Source organism: Trichococcus sp. (genome assembly GCF_049684335.1).
Lineage (GTDB): Bacteria > Bacillota > Bacilli > Lactobacillales > Aerococcaceae > Trichococcus.
In genome coordinates this window covers 35,089-53,071 of sequence record NZ_JBAVFV010000036.1, presented here as the reverse complement: position 1 = coordinate 53,071, position 17,983 = coordinate 35,089, and the positions used below count along the sequence as shown (strand labels likewise).

At 48.0% G+C, this 17,983-nt stretch carries 18 protein-coding genes and 1 other annotated feature; all 18 genes read right to left on the bottom strand.

What is annotated here, in order from left to right; all coding sequences use genetic code 11:
- Positions 1–9: 9 nt before the first annotated feature.
- Positions 10–1,440 carry a protoporphyrinogen oxidase gene (hemG, locus tag WBM30_RS06750; RefSeq protein WP_424899975.1) on the bottom strand — a complete coding sequence of 477 codons (1,431 nt, stop codon included), beginning with the start codon at positions 1,438–1,440 and terminating at the stop codon, positions 10–12.
- 118 nt (positions 1,441–1,558) lie between these two features.
- A complete protein-coding gene (locus tag WBM30_RS06745; RefSeq protein WP_424899974.1) occupies positions 1,559–2,644 on the bottom strand; it encodes a M42 family metallopeptidase in 1,086 nt (361 codons plus the stop codon).
- 112 nt (positions 2,645–2,756) lie between these two features.
- The gene (rplT, locus tag WBM30_RS06740; RefSeq protein ID WP_086628381.1) at positions 2,757–3,116 is read right to left on the bottom strand and encodes a 50S ribosomal protein L20; all 360 of its coding nucleotides are present in this window, start codon (positions 3,114–3,116) and stop codon (positions 2,757–2,759) included.
- Between the two features lie 53 nt (positions 3,117–3,169).
- Entirely contained in the window at positions 3,170–3,370 is a 201-nt protein-coding gene (gene rpmI, locus WBM30_RS06735) for a 50S ribosomal protein L35 (RefSeq protein WP_086628382.1), read from the bottom strand.
- A 30-nt stretch (positions 3,371–3,400) separates the two neighbouring features.
- Positions 3,401–3,904: a translation initiation factor IF-3 gene (infC, locus tag WBM30_RS06730; protein WP_086628383.1), complete on the bottom strand. Its 504-nt coding sequence runs from the start codon at positions 3,902–3,904 to the stop codon at positions 3,401–3,403.
- Between the two features lie 44 nt (positions 3,905–3,948).
- Positions 3,949–4,080: a sequence feature (ribosomal protein L20 leader region), on the bottom strand.
- Positions 4,081–4,171: 91 nt separating this feature from the next.
- Positions 4,172–4,666: a 2-amino-4-hydroxy-6-hydroxymethyldihydropteridine diphosphokinase gene (gene folK / locus WBM30_RS06725; RefSeq protein WP_424899973.1), complete on the bottom strand. Its 495-nt coding sequence runs from the start codon at positions 4,664–4,666 to the stop codon at positions 4,172–4,174.
- Between the two features lie 4 nt (positions 4,667–4,670).
- The gene (gene folB / locus WBM30_RS06720; protein ID WP_424899972.1) at positions 4,671–5,039 is read right to left on the bottom strand and encodes a dihydroneopterin aldolase; all 369 of its coding nucleotides are present in this window, start codon (positions 5,037–5,039) and stop codon (positions 4,671–4,673) included.
- Positions 5,032–5,811: a dihydropteroate synthase gene (gene folP / locus WBM30_RS06715; protein ID WP_424900027.1), complete on the bottom strand. Its 780-nt coding sequence runs from the start codon at positions 5,809–5,811 to the stop codon at positions 5,032–5,034. The genes folB and folP overlap by 8 nt, the downstream gene beginning before the upstream one ends.
- An 85-nt stretch (positions 5,812–5,896) precedes the next feature.
- Entirely contained in the window at positions 5,897–6,454 is a 558-nt protein-coding gene (gene folE, locus WBM30_RS06710) for a GTP cyclohydrolase I FolE (RefSeq protein ID WP_106450871.1), read from the bottom strand.
- Positions 6,455–6,472: 18 nt separating this feature from the next.
- Positions 6,473–7,663: an amidohydrolase gene (locus tag WBM30_RS06705; protein WP_424899971.1), complete on the bottom strand. Its 1,191-nt coding sequence runs from the start codon at positions 7,661–7,663 to the stop codon at positions 6,473–6,475.
- 158 nt (positions 7,664–7,821) lie between these two features.
- Positions 7,822–9,756: a threonine--tRNA ligase gene (gene thrS, locus WBM30_RS06700; protein ID WP_424899970.1), complete on the bottom strand. Its 1,935-nt coding sequence runs from the start codon at positions 9,754–9,756 to the stop codon at positions 7,822–7,824.
- A 393-nt stretch (positions 9,757–10,149) separates the two neighbouring features.
- Positions 10,150–11,076 carry a primosomal protein DnaI gene (dnaI, locus tag WBM30_RS06695; protein WP_424900026.1) on the bottom strand — a complete coding sequence of 309 codons (927 nt, stop codon included), beginning with the start codon at positions 11,074–11,076 and terminating at the stop codon, positions 10,150–10,152.
- Entirely contained in the window at positions 11,076–12,509 is a 1,434-nt protein-coding gene (locus WBM30_RS06690) for a replication initiation and membrane attachment family protein (RefSeq protein WP_424899969.1), read from the bottom strand. Before WBM30_RS06690 ends, dnaI begins: the two co-directional genes overlap by 1 nt.
- Positions 12,509–13,051 carry a transcriptional regulator NrdR gene (nrdR, locus tag WBM30_RS06685; protein WP_424899968.1) on the bottom strand — a complete coding sequence of 181 codons (543 nt, stop codon included), beginning with the start codon at positions 13,049–13,051 and terminating at the stop codon, positions 12,509–12,511. The genes WBM30_RS06690 and nrdR overlap by 1 nt, the downstream gene beginning before the upstream one ends.
- Positions 13,052–13,146: 95 nt before the next feature.
- Positions 13,147–13,746, bottom strand: coding sequence for a dephospho-CoA kinase (gene coaE / locus WBM30_RS06680; RefSeq protein WP_424899967.1), 600 nt, complete (start codon positions 13,744–13,746; stop codon positions 13,147–13,149).
- 6 nt (positions 13,747–13,752) lie between these two features.
- Positions 13,753–14,637 carry a DNA-formamidopyrimidine glycosylase gene (gene mutM / locus WBM30_RS06675; protein WP_424899966.1) on the bottom strand — a complete coding sequence of 295 codons (885 nt, stop codon included), beginning with the start codon at positions 14,635–14,637 and terminating at the stop codon, positions 13,753–13,755.
- Positions 14,638–14,674: 37 nt separating this feature from the next.
- Positions 14,675–17,326 (bottom strand): DNA polymerase I, encoded by a 2,652-nt coding sequence (gene polA / locus WBM30_RS06670; RefSeq protein WP_424899965.1) that lies wholly within the window; start codon positions 17,324–17,326, stop codon positions 14,675–14,677.
- A 21-nt stretch (positions 17,327–17,347) separates the two neighbouring features.
- Positions 17,348–17,893: a MaoC/PaaZ C-terminal domain-containing protein gene (locus tag WBM30_RS06665; protein ID WP_424899964.1), complete on the bottom strand. Its 546-nt coding sequence runs from the start codon at positions 17,891–17,893 to the stop codon at positions 17,348–17,350.
- Positions 17,894–17,983: the final 90 nt, after the last annotated feature.

The window sequence follows — 17,983 nt, the reverse complement described above, 5'->3', positions numbered from 1 at the left end:
ACTGTTCCATTACGTATTTGGACTATCATTATTTTCCAGTTGTTTCATGTAACAGATCGCCTCATGGGCTATGCGTTTCCCCTCAATGATGGCATTTTCCAAACCATAACCAGTGATTCCATTTCCCCCTACAAAAATACCTCTTTTTGCATACTCTCTACGAACTGGATAAACTTCTTCCAACATCTCTTGTCTTTGCTGCAGACTGAAATGAGGCACGGCTTTTTCCCAGCGATAAAAAGTGGCCTGCAAAGGTTCCTCTGTCAGAGCCAAAATTTCCTTCACTTCATTTTTGATGATATCCATCACGAGATCATCGGCTAATTCTATCAAGGTTTCTTCCAGACGTCTGCCGAATTCCACAAGCACATAATAATAATCTGCTTGCTCAAAAAGTGGCCATTTGTTGTTCAAAACGACAACCTTCGTACTATGAAAGGAACTTTTTCGCGGAATCACGAATCCTTGCCCTTCAGGTAGGTTATTAACTGATTTTTTTTTTATTTTGAAAAAAACGGTACCGACACTCGTGCTTTGGGCCTTCGGGAAATCATTCTCCTTAGCCAAGCCCTCCAGAAGCCCAAGGGATTCTTGGGGGTTGGTCGTGATGACAACACTCCCAGCACGCATGGATTCACGTCCGTTCAATTCAATCATAAGGAGGTCTTCTGACACATTGCTCAACGATTTAACTTTCTGATTCACGTATAGATGGCCTTCCGTATGTTGGGCCAGACGTTTGGTTAAAGTTGCCAAACCTCCCTTGAAGGTATATTCCTGACCGGAGCCATCCGCATAGCGCATCAGCTGCTCTTTTTTGCCTTTTCCGATGTGGGCCTTCCCATAGATCGTCACCAAATTTTCATCAAATAATTTCACCGGCATCAGTTCCATGGAGCCATAGACGTTATCCGGGTAGTACGGTTCAGCCATATAGTCGACCACTTCTCGCCCCAAACGGAATTCCAAAAAGTTGTCGGTTGAATATTCCGGGTTCTCATGCAAGCTTTTGGACAGAAAAATGCTGTTCATGAACGCTCGGAGCTTTGCATCCAAAGTCAATCCGTTGGCCTGCCAAATGTCATTCAGAAAGAGCGGCATGCCATGGTAAGTAGGCATAACGTCATCTATGACCGCATTTCCATCGAACAACACCAGCTTCCCCCCTCGGCTGAATTGTTTTTCATCTTCCAAACCTAATTCCTGCAGAAACTCGGAAATGTCCGCGCGTCTCGAATCAAAAGCCGAAGCTCCTACATCAATCGCATAACCATCCATATCTATCGTATGGATCATGCCGCCAACCGAGGCTCGATCCTCAAGAATGACATAATCAAACGGGAGGTTTTGTTCCCGGATGGCTTTATCGATTTCATAAGCAGCTGTCAACCCTCTCAGTCCGCCGCCAATGATCGCAATACGTCTTTTCATCTTCTCCATCCCGTCATCCCCTCCTCTTGCTTTATTGACACCCACTTTTTCATTATCTATATCTTACTCTATCCACCAACGAAAATATGTGGATACTTTTCGACAGATATTCATGCTGTTCGTATTTTTAGACGTTTGCGCGGATCTGTTTGACTGTATCGGCATCCAAACGTTTGACCAATTCCGTGACCAATTTGACCGCATTCAGATAATCATCTTCATGGATCATGGACGTGTGCGAATGCAGATAACGTACAGGCACAGTGATCGCGAAGGAAGGAATGCCATCCAAACTCTGATGCTGGGCACCTGCATCCGTTCCGCCGCCCGTAATGACGGTGTACTGGAATGGAATTTCGCATTCTTCGGCAACGCCAACAATGAAGTCGCGCAAGCCACGATGCGGAATCATCGACGCATCATAAATCAATAACTGCGGCCCCTTCCCTAATTCGGAATCCGCTTCTTGAGGTGTCATTCCCGGGGTATCCCCTGCCGTGCCTGTATCCAAAGCAAATGCGATATCCGGACGGATCATATGCGTGGCCGTCTTCGCTCCACGCAGACCTACTTCCTCCTGGACATTCCCGCCGCTGAAGATCACATTCGGGTGCCCAGCTTTTGCGACATTTTCCAACACTTTGAGTGCAACGGCCAGTCCGATGCGGTTATCCCAAGCTTTCGCTAGCAGGAATTTAGAATCGTTCATGCGTTTGAAGGAAATGTAAGGTGTAATCATATCGCCGGGCTTGATGCCCCATTCCGCTACTTGTTCTTTCGAAGAAGCACCGATGTCGATAAACATCTCTTTGATTTCATACGGCTTTTTGCGCGCTTCCGGCGTCAGCACATGCGGTGGTTTGCAGCCGATGACCCCGTGGTAGCGCTCGCCTTTTGAGTTGGTGATCTCCACTTGTTGGGCCAGCATGACCTGATTCCACCAGCCTCCCAAAGTTTGGAATTTGATAAAGCCCTTCTCGGTTATGCTCGTGACCATGAAGCCTACTTCATCCAAGTGCCCCGCCAACAAAATGGTCGGACCCTCTTCCGTGCCTGTATGTTTGGCAAAGAGACCGCCCAATCCGTCCTGAGAAAAACTTTCGGCGACAGGTTCGGCATAACGTCTGAAGACTTCGCGGACCTCGCCTTCATTGCCTGGAACGCCTCTAGCATCCGTCAAATCGATCAGCATCTGTAATTCTTTCTCTTCCAAAATAATACCCCCATTGATTTAATGACATAATATTAGTATAGCATTTACTCTAAGAAAAACAAAAAAATCGCCGCACTCCCAGTCAATGACCGGGAAGGCAACGATTCAAAAATTATTTAGCTAATGCAGCTTTAGCTTGTTCAGCTACTGCAGTGAAAGCTGCAGCGTCCGTAACAGCCAAGTCAGCCAACATTTTGCGGTTCATTTCGATACCAGCAAGTTTCAATCCGTGGATCAAAGTGCTGTAGCTCATGCCGTTGATACGAGCAGCCGCGTTGATACGAGTGACCCATAATCTACGGAAGTCACGTTTCTTTTGACGACGGTCTCTGTAAGCATAAGTATAAGATTTCATTACTTGTTCTTTAGCTGTTTTGAATAATGTATGTTTTGAACCGTAATAACCTTTAGATAATTTAATAATCTTTTTGCGGCGTTTACGGGTTACTGTCCCACCTTTTACACGTGGCATAGTGATTTCCTCCTTATTAGAACCAAAGTTCTATCTCGTATTGTTGTTTAGAATTATTTCATTTGTGATAATTGTTGGCTGATGCGTTTCATATCAGATGCGCTAACCATTGAAGCTTGACGCAATTGACGTCTTTGTTTCTTCGTTTTTCCGTGGAATCTATGGCTTGTAAAAGCGCTCCAACGTTTTAGTCCGCCGTTACCAGTTCTTTTGAAACGTTTAGCTGAACCACGGTGAGTTTTTTGTTTTGGCATTTGTCTTTCCTCCTAAATTAAGTTACAAATTTATTTATCGGCTTTTGGTGCCAACATCAAGAACATGCTTCTTCCGTCCATTTTAGGATGAGATTCAATCGTCGAAACGTCAGTAAGCTCAGATGCAAGGCGATCAAGGACCCTTTGTCCGATTTCTTTGTGGGTGATTGCACGTCCTTTGAATCGGATGGATGCTTTCACTTTGTCACCTTTTTCTAAGAATTTGCGAGCATTCCGCATTTTCGTTTGAAAATCATTTTCGTCGATGGAAGGACTCAAGCGCACTTCTTTAAGGCTTACCACTTTTTGGTTTTTACGGGCTTCACGTTCGCGTTTTTGTTGATCGAAACGGAACTTGCCGTAATCCATAATACGGGCAACGGGCGGGTTTGCATTTGGCGATACCAAAACTAAATCTAAATTTGCTGCTTCTGCAATCTGCAATGCATCACTTTTCGATTTGACTCCTAGTTGCTCGCCGTCACTACCGATAATGCGTAGCTCGCGGGCACGGATGCCGTCGTTAACCATCATATCTTTTGCTATGGTCGTTCACCTCCATGATATTTGAGAGAAAGAACGCAGAAAAAAGCCGGCGGGTCATAATAACCCGCCGACAATACTCGCATTGCTGCAAGTTACTTGTACATATCCGGCCCAGAGACGCAATTGTCCACTTAGGCGAGAAGCGGGTGCTTCTGCTTAATTTCTCAACTTTTATAGTATACCTTGTTGCAATGAAAACGTCAAGAGCATTTCTCAAAAAAGCTTCATATTCAACATACATTCAGACATTCAGGATTACGGTGCGTATTTCCAGATTTCTTCGAAATCATTCGCTGGCAATTCCGCCACTAGTTCATGGACTGTTTTGTTCCATTTCGGAACAATTAATTCGGGATTCAGTTCCTGCAAGGGCAACAGTACAAAGGCGCGCTCCTGCATCCTTGGATGCGGCACAATCAACCGTTCCTCTGCGAAACTTTCCACTCCGTACAATACAATGTCAACGTCCAGCGTGCGCGGGCCGAAGCGAATGGTCCGCACTCTTCCGAGCTCCTGTTCGATGCTTTGGCATCTGTCCAGCAAGTCCAACGGCAACAAATCCGTTTCCGCTTCGAACACTAGGTTCAAGAAATCCGGCTGATCGAGATAGCCGACGGGTTTCGACTCATAAATGGATGATACGCGCTTCACTTCCACATACGGCAAGGACCGGAAGAGCTCCAAGGCTTTTTCGAGATGCTCCGCGCGCGGTTCCAGATTCGTGCCTAAAGCGATGTACACGAGAGGCATGCGCTTAGCTCCCTTCCCTTTCGCGGTAGATTTCAACCGCAACGGAATCATAATGGCCTACGATCGGCGGATCTGGTTTGATTACTTTGACTTGGCAAGCGTTCAGCCCGTCGAAGCGCGCAAACAAAGCGATGGCGATATGCTCCGCCAAAGCTTCAATCAGGTTGAAGTTTTCGCCCTCCACTACCGCTTTGACAGCTTTGTAGGCATGGCCGTAATGGATCGAATCCTCCATTTTGTCGCTGTAGCCGGCTTTTTTTGTATCGGTGTGCAGCACAACATCTACGTTAAAGCGTTGTCCCAACACCTTTTCTTCCGCATTCAATCCATGAAAGGCATAGAACTGCAGATTATTCAAATAGATTTTATCCAATCGGGCTCTCTCCTTTTTTCAACATGATATCCATCATCCGTGCCATTTCCGCATTGGCCTTCACATTGTGCACACGGAACAGCTGGGCGCCGTTCACGATGCCCAACGCAGTCGTTGCGACTGTCCCCAGATCGCGCTCCTTGAAAGGGAGATTACCCAGCGCCGTTCCGATGAACCGTTTCCGGGACGTTCCCAATAGCACTGGGTAACCTAACTCCGTAAATCGCTTCAGATGATGGACTACATTCAGATTGTCTTCATAGGTTTTTCCGAATCCACAGCCGGGATCCAGGATGATATTTTCCCTTTTGACGCCTGCGGATACTGCGATCCGCACGCTCTCCGCCAAGTCAGCCAGCATATCTTCGATCAAAAAGGCATAATCCGGCTTTTCCCGGTTATGCATCAAAATGATCGGCACATCAAATGCCGCGGCCACTTCCGCAATCTCGGGGTCGTACTTGCAGCCCCAGATGTCGTTGATGATATCGATGCCGGCTTCACAAGCCGCGCGGGCAACCGCCGACTTGTAGGTATCAATCGAAAGTGGCACATCGACCGCCTTTTTGAGTGCTTCAATGATCGGCACCACGCGGGCGATTTCCTCTTCATCAGAAATCCGAGTGTGGCCCGGGCGTGTTGATTCCCCGCCGATGTCGATGATATCGGCACCATCCGCAACCATTTCGAGGGCGTGGGCGACGGCTTTTTCGACCGTGTTCCACTCCCCACCGTCGGAGAACGAATCGGGCGTAACATTCAGTATCCCCATGATATGGCTGCGCCTTGACAGATCATATACGTTTGTCTTTGTCGTTAATTTCAAGGTTCATTCTCCTCGTCAGCGTGTAATGTGTCTACAGTTTGATCAATTCCAGCACTTCGCTTCTGGATTTGAATGATTGTTTGAATGCGCCACGCACTGCGGATGTCACGGTCTTGCTGCCCGGCTTTTTCACGCCTCGCATCGTCATGCACATATGCTCGGCTTCCAAAACCACCATGACTCCCTGCGGTTGCAGATGCTCCATCAGGATATCCGCAACCGTCGTCGTGATCCGTTCTTGGATCTGCGGCTTTTTGCTGACCTCATCCAGGATACGCGCCAACTTGCTCAAACCGATTACCTGTCCATCCTTAGGCATATAAGCGATATGTCCCACACCGAAAAAAGGCACAAGATGATGTTCGCAAGTGGAATAAAAAGGAATGTCCTTCACCAATACGATTTCGTCGGTATCTTCATGGAAGACCACTTTAGCGTGATCGGCAGGGTCTTTCTCGACACCGGAAAAAATTTCCGCATACATGCGCGCCACCCGCTTCGGTGTATCCTGCAGCCCAGAGCGGTTCGGATCTTCCCCAATCGCCTCCAAAATCATTTGAACGGCGGTTTCTATCTTTTCTAAATCCATTTTTATCCTCCTAAACGCTCATTCCCCGGCTAATGCCGCAAGGGTGATGTCAGCGACTGATTTAGCCGCAACCAATAGAGCTTTTTCATTGATGTCAAATTTCGGGTGATGATTATTGAAAACTTCTGCCTGATCCGGGCGAGCACCGACATTCAAGAAAGCGCCGGGGATCTTCAGCAGATACTGTCCGAAATCCTCCGCTCCCGTGTTGGCAGAAGTTGCGATGACCTGTTTCAAGTAAGAGCCGACACCATTTTTTTCCAGAACAGCTGCGGCTTTCGCAGTCTCTTTCGGATGATTGTATAAAGGCGGGTAATCGGAGTTGTAATCAATCTCCACTTTCACGTCATACATCTCCTCAAGGCCGCGGCCAATCCGGTGGAAATGCTCCTCGATGACTTTTCCGACTTCAAGATCCATGTAACGGGCATCCCCGCGCAGAATCAGACTATCCTTAATGACATTACTGCTGCCAACCGCCTCGAAGGAGCCGATTGTCACGACAGCCATGTCATAAGGGTTGATGCGCCGAGAAACGATGGTCTGCAGATTCATCACGAAGCTCGATGCCGCCACGATCGTATCGTTAGAGCGGTGCGGTTGCGAACCATGCCCGCCCGTCCCCTGAATCGTGACTTTGATGTCGCTGCAGCCTGCGTAGGCGAAGCCGCTAGTATAAAAGACGGTGCCGACTTCATAGTCCGGGTAGAAATGGATGCCGTAGATCTCATCGACATCGTCGAGCAAGCCGGATTCCACGATGCTCTTGGCACCGGCCGGGGCCATCTCTTCGGCATGCTGATGCACGATTTTGACGGTCCCCTCCCATTGATCCCGCAGACGGATCAGGCAATCAGCCAAGACCATCAGATAGGCGGTGTGTCCGTCATGTCCGCAGGCGTGCATGACGCCTGGATTTTTGGATGCGAACGGCAGACCGGTCTCTTCCTCAATCTGCAGCGCATCGAAATCCGCCCGCAACGCGATGGTGCGGCCGGGTTGTTTCCCGTTGATCGTGACGACGATTCCATAGCCGTTCCCGACGTTCGTCTGCACCTCAACCGGTTTATCTTCATAGAAACGGGCGATGAACTCAGCCGTTTCCTTCTCGTCGAATGACAGTTCAGGATGCTCATGGAAATGACGGCGCAGAGAAATCATATCATCTTCGCGGTCATCCAGCATTTTCATCAATTCATCTCTTAACATAAACCCTTCATCCCCTATCCAGCAAAATATATAAGAAAATGAAGGCCCAGAACACAAACTGCCATGTTCCGGGCCTTCATCAAGCTAACAGAATCAAAGCTACATCACTGAAACTTATTGTATCATGATTTGCTCAGAAAGATGTGGATTTGATAAGATTATTTGAAGTTTTTGATTTCAGATTGAACCTCAGCCAAGAAATCATCCATGCTGAAAGTAACCATTTCTTTCGAGCCATAACGGCGGACAGTTACGGTTCCGTTCAGCAATTCCTGATCGCCGATGACCAATTGGTAAGGGATTTTTTGTGTCTGGGAAGCACGGATTTTGTAACCCATCTTTTCGTTGCGATCATCGACTTCGACGCGCATACCCATCTGTTCCATTACGGCTTTCAGTTCAAATGCTTGATTGGCATGCAGATCAAGATTGACAGGGATAATCGTTGCTTGGACAGGAGCCAACCATACCGGGAATGCGCCTTTATACTCTTCAATCAGATACGCTACAAAACGCTCCATTGTGGAGATGACGCCACGGTGAATAACGACCGGACGGTGGTTGTTTTCGCCATCTTCGCCGACATAAGTCAAGTCAAAACGCTCAGGCAACAGGAAGTCCAATTGGATAGTGGACATCGTTTCTTCCAAGCCCATCGCTGTCTTGAACTGCACATCCAATTTAGGGCCGTAGAAAGCAGCTTCGCCGATTGCTTCGAAGTATTCCAAACCGAATTCGTCCATCGCTTCCTTCAGCATTGCTTCCGCTTTGTTCCACATATCGTCGTCATCGAAGTATTTCACTTTGTCTTCAGGGTCGCGGTAGCTCAGACGGAAACGATAATCGCTGATCTGGAAGTCTGCGTAAACATCCATTACCAACTGCAACACACGTTTGAACTCATCCTTGATCTGATCCGGACGGACAAATACGTGGGCATCATTCAGAGTCATTTCACGCACACGCTGCAGACCTGACAGGGCGCCGCTCTTTTCGTAACGGTGCATCATACCCAATTCCGCGATGCGGATCGGTAATTCGCGGTAGCTGTGGATGTCGTTCTTGTAGACCATCATGTGATGCGGACAGTTCATCGGACGCAACACCAGCATTTCGCCATCGCCCATATCCATCGGCGGGAACATATCCTCATGGTAGTGGTCCCAATGGCCGGAGGTTTTGTACAATTCCACATTCGCCATGATTGGTGTGTAGACGTGCTGGTAACCCAGGCTCACTTCTTTGTCGACGATGTAACGCTCAAGTGTACGACGGATCGTAGCGCCTTTCGGCAACCAGAACGGCAATCCGGAGCCGACTTCAGGAGCGATCATGAACAGATCCAACTCTTTGCCTAATTTGCGGTGATCGCGCTCTTTTGCTTCTTCGCGCATCTTGATGAATTCAGCCAAGGCTTTCTTGTCGAAGAAGGCTGTTCCGTAAACACGTTGCATCATTTTGTTGTTCGAGTTTCCTCTCCAGTAGGCACCCGCCAACGACAACAACTTGAAGACTTGGATTTTGCCTGTTGCCGGCACGTGAACGCCGCGGCAAAGGTCAGTGAATTCGTCTTGCGTATAGACAGTGATGACGTCACCTTCAGGCAACGCTGTGATCAATTCGACTTTGTATGGATCGTTTCCGAAGATTTCCAAAGCTTCCGCTCGGCTCACTTCACGTCTGACAATCGGATAGTTCGCCTTCACGATGTTCATCATTTCCGCTTCGACTTTCGACAAGTCCTCTTCTGCAAGCTGCACTTCCATATCAGTATCATAATAGAAGCCAGTTTCGATCGCTGGTCCTACGCCGAAATGAATTTCAGGAAACAGGCGCGTCAAGGCATGCGCCATCAAGTGGGCAGTCGAGTGACGCAGGATACCCAATCCGTCTGCGTGATCAGGTGTCACGATTTCAAGTGAACCATCTGTCTCCAATTGGCGTGTGAAGTCGACCAATTCTCCGTTGAATTTTCCTGCCAAAGCCTTTTTGGCCAGGCTGTTGCTGATGCTTTTTGCTACTTCTTCCACTGTTACGCCGGCTTCGAATACTTTTACGGCGCCATCAGGAAAAGTGATTTTGATTTCTGACATGCTGATTCCTCCAATTAATTATATTTTATGCGTTCGGTGATGACAAAAAGGCAATAAAAAAAGCCCATCCCCAGCTTGTGCCGGAAATGGGACGTGTCTACGTGGTTCCACCCAAATTTAAAGAGTGCGACAGGCATCCGCTTAAGATTCTGTCTCATCCTTACTTGAACGCGATAACGAGCGTACCGTTTCCCCCTACTGCAGTTTCAGGGAATCTCTCGAAAGGGGTCAATACATGATTGATTAGGATGTTCCACCAAGCCATCCCTCGCTAAAAATCAGTTCATCCATCGGTGTCTTCCTCATCGATTTGTCTTTCGTTTCATCTGTAGTCCATTTAAACACAAAAAATAATTGTTTTCAAGTTTAATATAAGAAAAGCTGAACGTCAGCCTATTGCTCGAAGCGACGGTTCTTCCCGGTCATAGGAATCTCGCGCGACAAGAAGCGGATCCGCTCCATCAGACGTTTCGCCTTCATCGGCTCGTCATCGCCCCGGTTGCCCATGCGCAAATGCTCCTCCAACTGTTGCATCGTAAAGTTGGAACTGAAGAAGGTCGGCAAGTCTTCCTGCATGCGGTACTGGAGGATGACACCGAGAACTTCATCACGGATCCATGTAGAATTGGCTTCTGCTCCGATATCATCCAACATCAGAATCTCCGCTTTCTTCACGGCATCAATCTTTTCGTTGACCGTGTTGCTCTGAATCGCCTGCTTCATCTCCATCGTGAAGGTCGGGTAATGCATCAGTGTCGTCAGATGGCCGCCCATCGCCAATTCATGCGCAATCGCACCCAGCAGATAAGACTTGCCAACCCCGAATGGACCATAGAAATAAAGTGCCTGGTGATGCACTTTCGGATTACCATTGAATGAATCAATAAAATTCAACGATTCCAGAATGGCAGGCATCCGCTCGTTTGATTGGACAAAGCGATCCAACGTCGCCGTGCGGACATCCTTCGGCATCGACATCGAATGGACGCGACTCCGCAATTCCTTTTCTTTTTCCCTCGCCATCGTCTCATCAGTCGGTGTATAGACAACATCTATGTAACCGGCATTCAATACAAGATTCGGTTCATAACCGGGATTCTGTGATTCTTTCCCAACACGGATCTTCTCTTTTTCCTGCACATATTCGTGCAATTTGGAATAACTTCTCTCGACGATTTCCCGCGTCAGGCGCTCTTCGTGTTTCTGGAAGAAAGCTTGGACATCAGCATCCTTCATGATTGTGTCGATCATGCCTTTGTAGCGTTGGCTGATTTCGGGATTATTCATATATTTGTAAAATGCTCTTCCGATATGATCCATCATTCATCCCCTGCCTTTCCGCTACTTTTTAATTTTTTGATACGTTCATTCAATTTTTGTTGTGCTTCCGGCGTCAGCGGTGTTTCCACAACCGATTTATGTTCCTCTTTAGCCCAATCCGGCAAGTTTTCTTTCTTGCGCGCCACCGTTTTCCCGTAATTTTTTGCGGTTGTTCGGCTGGCTGCCCGCTTCTCAGCTTTCGCTTTCATCTCGCCGGCGAATTGCTTCGCTTTCGCCAACGCTTTTTCGGGTGAATCGACACCGTCCTGCAGCCAATCGTTTGCGATGGCTTCCACATAGGCCTTGGAAAGATGCGAATTGTTGAGGATGACCAACACATAGTGCGTCAATACATTGAGCACACTGGGCTTGAAGTCAGCCTTTTCCATCAGCGTACGCAGCAGTTGCGTCTCCGAAGCGGTCACGATGCCGCCTTTTTGCTTTTTGATGCTCGTCAAAAATTGATGCGGCGTCAATTGTTCGCACGCCTTGATGAACGCGATTTCTTCACTGGAAAAGCGTGCCTGAATCAATTTTTGTTCCCGGCCTTTTTCAGTATCTTTAGCCAATTGGATGCTCTGGGTGACTTTATCCTTAACTTCCAAACGGGTGCTGTGTCTCTGTTCATAGGCTTCGGATACAATTTTTTTGAGCGCTTCTCCGTCTACTTTGCCCGATTCGATATCGGCGGCCTCCAGAATGAATTGAGCCATCTGCAGTTCATCGCAACCATACAGCGTGTAGAGGATAGTGATCGTGTGCTCCAATTCCTTTGTGATGGAATCACGTTTGACGAATTGTTTGTTCAGCAGCTGTCGGAAAAATGCGAAGTCAAACCCCTCATTCTCGATCACGGGCAGGCTTGCCGCGTTATCGCCCAACAACGAGTTGTCGTTCTGCCTCATCCGCGCTTGCTCCGTAAAGGCACTTTCCGAGAAAGAAAAAACATCCAAAAAAGACTTGGTGATATTCTCCGCATTTTTTACGTTGCGAACTTGTCGGCTGAAGCGTTGCTGCAAGTCGCGGTATTTCCGTTCACCGACTTTTTCATACAACAGCAACCCCATCAGGTCATCGCTGAAAAAAGCATGACTGGACAGCGGCTGCTGCAATTCGTATAGGTACTGCTTCTCAGGCTCGTTTACCAGAAATGTCTTCAGCAGACCGATCCCTTCCAATTTCACTCGTGCTTGATAGAACTCTTGGATCCCGCTATTCGATAAAGCCAATAATTCGGTGTGAAGCAGATCTTTGCTCCAATAGCTCTCTTGCGGAATCTCCGCAAGCAGCGTCAAATAGAGGCTGAATGCTTGCGGTCCGATGATGGGCTGATACAATTGCGTCAGGATTTTGCGGTCCACATCGGAAATCAAACTCGTCTGGCTTGCTCTGAAAGGATCCTTAGGGCTTATATTTTGCCATGGATAGCTCATTATTCATTGTCTTCCTTTCCGGGGGCTGCCTCGTTGGGAGGAGCATCGGAGGGATTGATGTCTGAAGCTTCGGCAGCCGCTTGTTGGGCTTTTTTCTTCTCCATGTTCTTCAATTCATCGAGGAAGGTTTTCCGGTCCGAAAATTGGCGGTAAACACTTGCAAAACGGATGTAGGCGACGTCGTCTATTTTGGATAACTTATCCATGACGAACTCTCCGATGACGATGCTGGATACTTCATTTTCTCCAAGCGCTCGGATTTCAGCTTCCACCTCATTGACGACAGACTCCAATTGTTCAAGGGCGATCGGCCGTTTTTCGCAGGAGCGGATCAATCCCCGCAACAACTTTTCACGGCTGAATTCTTCGCGTGCGCCATTTTTTTTGATGACAAGCAGCGGCGTTTGCTCAATCCTTTCGAATGTAGTGAAGCGGAAATGGCATTGTTCGCATTCGCGACGGCGGCGGATGGCTTTCCCATCATCAGCCGGACGACTATCGACAACACGCGATCCGTGATAGTGACATTTTGGGCATTGCATCGGCTTTCCCCCTTTTCTTTCGTTTATTATCACTTCATTATAACATACTTGGGGCTCAGAATCCTTGAAAAGATGGTCTTTCCGGCGCTAACAGACTAGACTGAAAGACGGCCGCGCAGCCATTCGTTGACTTGTATTTCGGTTTCTTCGATCGTCCCAGAATTGTCGATGACAAAGTCCGCCAGCTCTTTTTTCTTTTCGATTGAAAGCTGGCTTTGCATTCTCCGGATTGCTTCCTTCTCATCCAAATGATTACGGCTCATCAGCCTTTGTAATTGGAGTTCTTCCGGAACATAGACAACCATCACGGCATCGCAGCTGTCCTTATATCCGCCCTCGTACAGCAATGGGATATCCAGCACGATCAAATTGTGCCCTTCATGGATATAGCGCTCTTTTTCTGTATGTATCCAATGACGGATACGCTCCTTCAGCAACGCATCCAGTTCTGCCCGCTTCTTCCTGTCCGAAAAGATCAGTGCTCCCAAGCGTTTGCGATCCAGCGTGCCATCCGGCAGCAGATAGTCTTCCCCAAAATGCTTGACGATGTCCGCTAATCCCGGCGCACCCGGAAGAACAACAGCCCTTGCCCCCAGGTCCGCATCGACAACCGGAATGCCCGCAGACAAAAACAGCTTCGCTACAGTCGATTTCCCTGTAGCGATGCTTCCTGTAAGACCCAATATATAACTCATGTTCGTTTACCTCGCCCCTTTGTACGCAATATCAGTGATGCCTGCTGCCTTCGAATGCGTCTTTGGCAGTTGTTGGCAATGCGGACAATAATGCGTTCCTCGCTGTGCAACCCTTATCTTTTCGATCGGATGGCCGCAGTTCGGACAAGGTTGACCGGTTTGACCGTAAACGGCAAGAGAGACTTGGAATTTTCCGGCCTCCCCCAACGTGTTTTTGTAGGTCCGGATAGTCGAACCTCCGGCTTCCACCGATCTACTGATCACATCAATGATGGCTTCCTGCAGTCTTTTTGCTGCTGCCGGTCCGATTGTGTCGGCAGCTTGCATAGGATGGATCCGGGCTTGGAAAAGCGACTCATCCGCATAGATATTTCCGACGCCGGCAACAATATTCTGATCAAGGATGACCGCTTTGATTGCCCGATGCGACTTGGAAAGATCTTTTTTGAATTTGCTCAATTTGAAGAAATCCGCGGTCGGTTCCGGCCCCATTTTTTTGAAAGGTTCATATTCATCCCGCTTTTCGATTGGCAACAACGTGAATTTACCGAACTTGCGCACATCAAGGTACCGCAATTGACGTCCATCGGCGAGATAAAAAATGACGTGGGTATGCTTCTTGATCGGTTCATCGGATTCACTCACCTCATATTTCCCCTCCATCCGCAGATGGGAAATCATCGCCCAGTGATCCAATAAGAATATCAGGTACTTGCCGCGGCGTTCGATGGTGTGGATTTGTTCCCCCCGCAAGACCGTCTTGAAACGCTCCGTGGAGAAAGGCGGCGTGATCATACGATCCCAAAAGACGGCTACATCTATGATGACGGCTCCTCCGACAAGGTTGATGAGCCCCTTGCGGATGGTTTCTACTTCTGGCAATTCCGGCATAAGCAGCCCCCTTTCTTTTTATCAGATTGTTCCTTGTTTATTTTGCTTCATACCAGCTGTCGCCGAAATTACTGTCCACTTTAAGCGGCACAGCCAAGGAGACAGCATGCTCCATGATTTCCGGCACCAATTTTTCCAATACCGGAATTTCTTCTTCCGGGCATTCGAAGATCAATTCATCGTGCACCTGCAAAAGCATATTCGCTTGAAGACCTTTTTCCTTGAGGACTTTATCCATCCGGACCATTGCCACTTTGATGATATCAGCGGCAGTGCCTTGGATCGGCGAATTGATGGCAGTGCGTTCCGCAAAGGAGCGCAGATTGAAGTTGCGGTTGTGGATATCAGGCAGGTAGCGGCGTCTGTGGAATAACGTTTCGACATAACCGTTCTCTTTCGCTTCTTTGACGATGTCCTCCATAAATTGCTTCACACCTGGATATTTTTCGAAATAACGGTCAATGAATTCTTGAGCGGCTTTTCGGGTGATGTTCAGGTTTTGGGACAAACCATAATCGCTGATGCCATAAACAACACCAAAATTGACGGCCTTGGCTTGCCGACGCAGATTGGCAGTGACGTCTTCCGGGTTTTCGATGCCAAAAACGCGCATCGCAGTTGATGTATGGATATCTTGGCCTTCCAGGAAGGCTTCCCGCAGATGTTCATCCCCGGAAATGTGCGCCAATACACGCAATTCAATCTGTGAATAGTCGGAGGCGAACAGCTTCCAACCTTCTTGTTGCGGAACGAAAGCTTGTCTGATTTTCCGGCCTTCCTCCATCCGGATCGGGATGTTCTGCAGGTTCGGATCGACGGAACTCAAACGGCCGGTCTGCGTCAATGTCTGTTGATAACGGGTATGGATCTTTCCGGTTTCTGGTTTGATGAATTTCAGGAGTCCTTCCACATAGGTCGATTGCAATTTTGCCAACTGTCGGTAATTCAGGATGTGCTCCACGATCGGCGCTTGCGCCTGCAATTTTTCCAGCACATCGACAGCTGTCGAATAACCCGTTTTCGTCTTTTTGATGGCGGGCAATCCCATCTTCTCGAACAGGATTACGCCCAGCTGCTTCGGTGAGTTGATGTTGAACTCTTCCCCTGCTTCGGCATAGATTGTTTTTTCGATTTCAAGCAGACGGCCGGCAAATTCCTCTTTCATGGTCAACAGACGCTGCGGTTCCACTTTGACCCCTTGGATTTCCATGTGCGCCAATACAAATGACAATGGCAGCTCCATTTCGTAATACAGATCTTTTTGCACATTGCTTTCCAGCTCCGCGTTCAATTGGGCAAACAGCGCTTGGATCGCTTTCACTTTGCGTGCCAAATGATCGTGCAGCACGGCGTCTTCGGGAACGGCCGTTTTAGCGCCTTTTCCGTAGATGGCCTCATCAAAGGAGACATCATTGTAGCCATATTCCTGGGCGACTTGCGCAAGGTCTTTGCTGTTGTCCTTCGCATTCAGGATGTAGGAAGCCAATAGGATATCAAAATCGATGCCCGTCAGCGCGATGCCGGCATAATGCAGCATGACCATCGTCCGTTTGCCGTCATATACGATTTTATTGGCTTCGGCATTTTCAGCCCATTCCTTGAAAGCCGGGCTTGCCTTCACCGTTTCCAATGAAGCTGTGTAAATTTTTTCATCCGTTCCCCAGCTGACTGCGAGGATTTTCCCGTCGTGGTAATTGTCTTCCAGCATCTCCACATACAATGCCATCCGGTCCGTAAAATGCTCGGGACGGATTTCGGTCAGGACTTCGAAATGGATATCCTCGAAGGATTCCGAGCGGTCTTCTGAAGCCACTCCCAGTTTATCCAGGAAGCCATTGAAATCCATTTCGCGATAGAAATCGGTCAGTTTGTCGATCTGTTTGCCTTCAACCGCAAGGTCATCGAGCTTTAAAGTCACCGGCGAGTCCAGATCGATCGTAGCCAATGTTTTGCTCATAAACGCATTTTCTTTGTCATTGATGAGATTTTCTTTCATCTTGCTTTTCTTCAGTTCATCGACATGCTCATAAAGGTTTTCGATGGAGCCATATTCGGTTAGGAGCTTCAAAGCGGTCTTCTCGCCGACTTTGGTGACGCCGGGATAATTATCCGACGAGTCCCCCATCAGACCTTTCATGTCGATGATCTGTTTCGGTTCGATGCCGTATTCTTCACGGATGACGTCCGGGGTGTAGGCCTTCAATTCCGACACGCCTTTGACGGTGATGTCGACCCGGATGTTATCTGTCGTCAATTGGATCATATCCTTATCGCCAGAAATGATGACGACATTATAGCCTGCCTGATCGGCCATCCGCGAATAGGTACCGATGATGTCATCGGCTTCATAATTGACCAATTCATAAGTCTTTCCTCCGAAAGCATGGACCAAGACGCCGAAATAAGGCCACTGTTCGGACAACTCCGACGGCATGCTGGCACGCCCGCCTTTGTAATCATCATAAAGGGCATTCCGGAAAGTCGTTTTCCCTGAATCGAACGCCACCAACAGATGCGTAGGCTCCTCTGTCTGGAAGATGCGTTCCAATATATTATTGAAGGCGTAGAGCGCGTTCGTATGCAATCCGTTCTTGTTGCGGAACCCATCCAGATTCGGCAATCCGAAAAAGGATCTGAAAGCCACACTGCTGCCATCCACTAATAGTAATTTTTTCTTTTTATCAGTCATTTGGTTACATCCTAACTCTGCTTATTCTGAATCGTCTGTTGTCATGGATGCGGAATCAGTTCCCGAATCGACAGCTGCATCATCTTCAGTTCGCTCATTCATGATTACGTTTTCTTCCTCATCAAAAATCAACTTGCGAGGCGTCTCTACGATCAATTCAGCATCCAACACACGTTCGTTTTCCATATTCGTTCCGACAACGCTGATTGTCACTTGTTCACGGCGCTCATCCACGCGCTCCACTTCAAAATTGAACGTGATCGTGCTGTTGTGGTAGATTGGTTCAATCACATTCAAAGAAACGTCCACAATATGTGAACCAGGACCCGGTAAATGTTTGGAAACATTGCTCGTCAAAATTCCCACCAACAAAACGGTTGGCACGATCGGCTTATGGAACCGCGTCGTCTGCGAATAATCATGTTGAATATAGAGCGGGTTCCCGTCATTCGTCAAACCAAGATACAGCAAAATATCTTTGTCTTCGATGATTTCGGTGACAGTTAGTGAATCCCCCTCTTGAATTTCATCAATCGATTTTCCAAGCTTTATATCTTTCAGACCCATTTTCACTTTTCCTTTCTTTGAACACATATATGTCTATCATATCAAAAACGCCGTTCCGATAAAAGCCGTTTAGCTGTTTGAAACCATTTA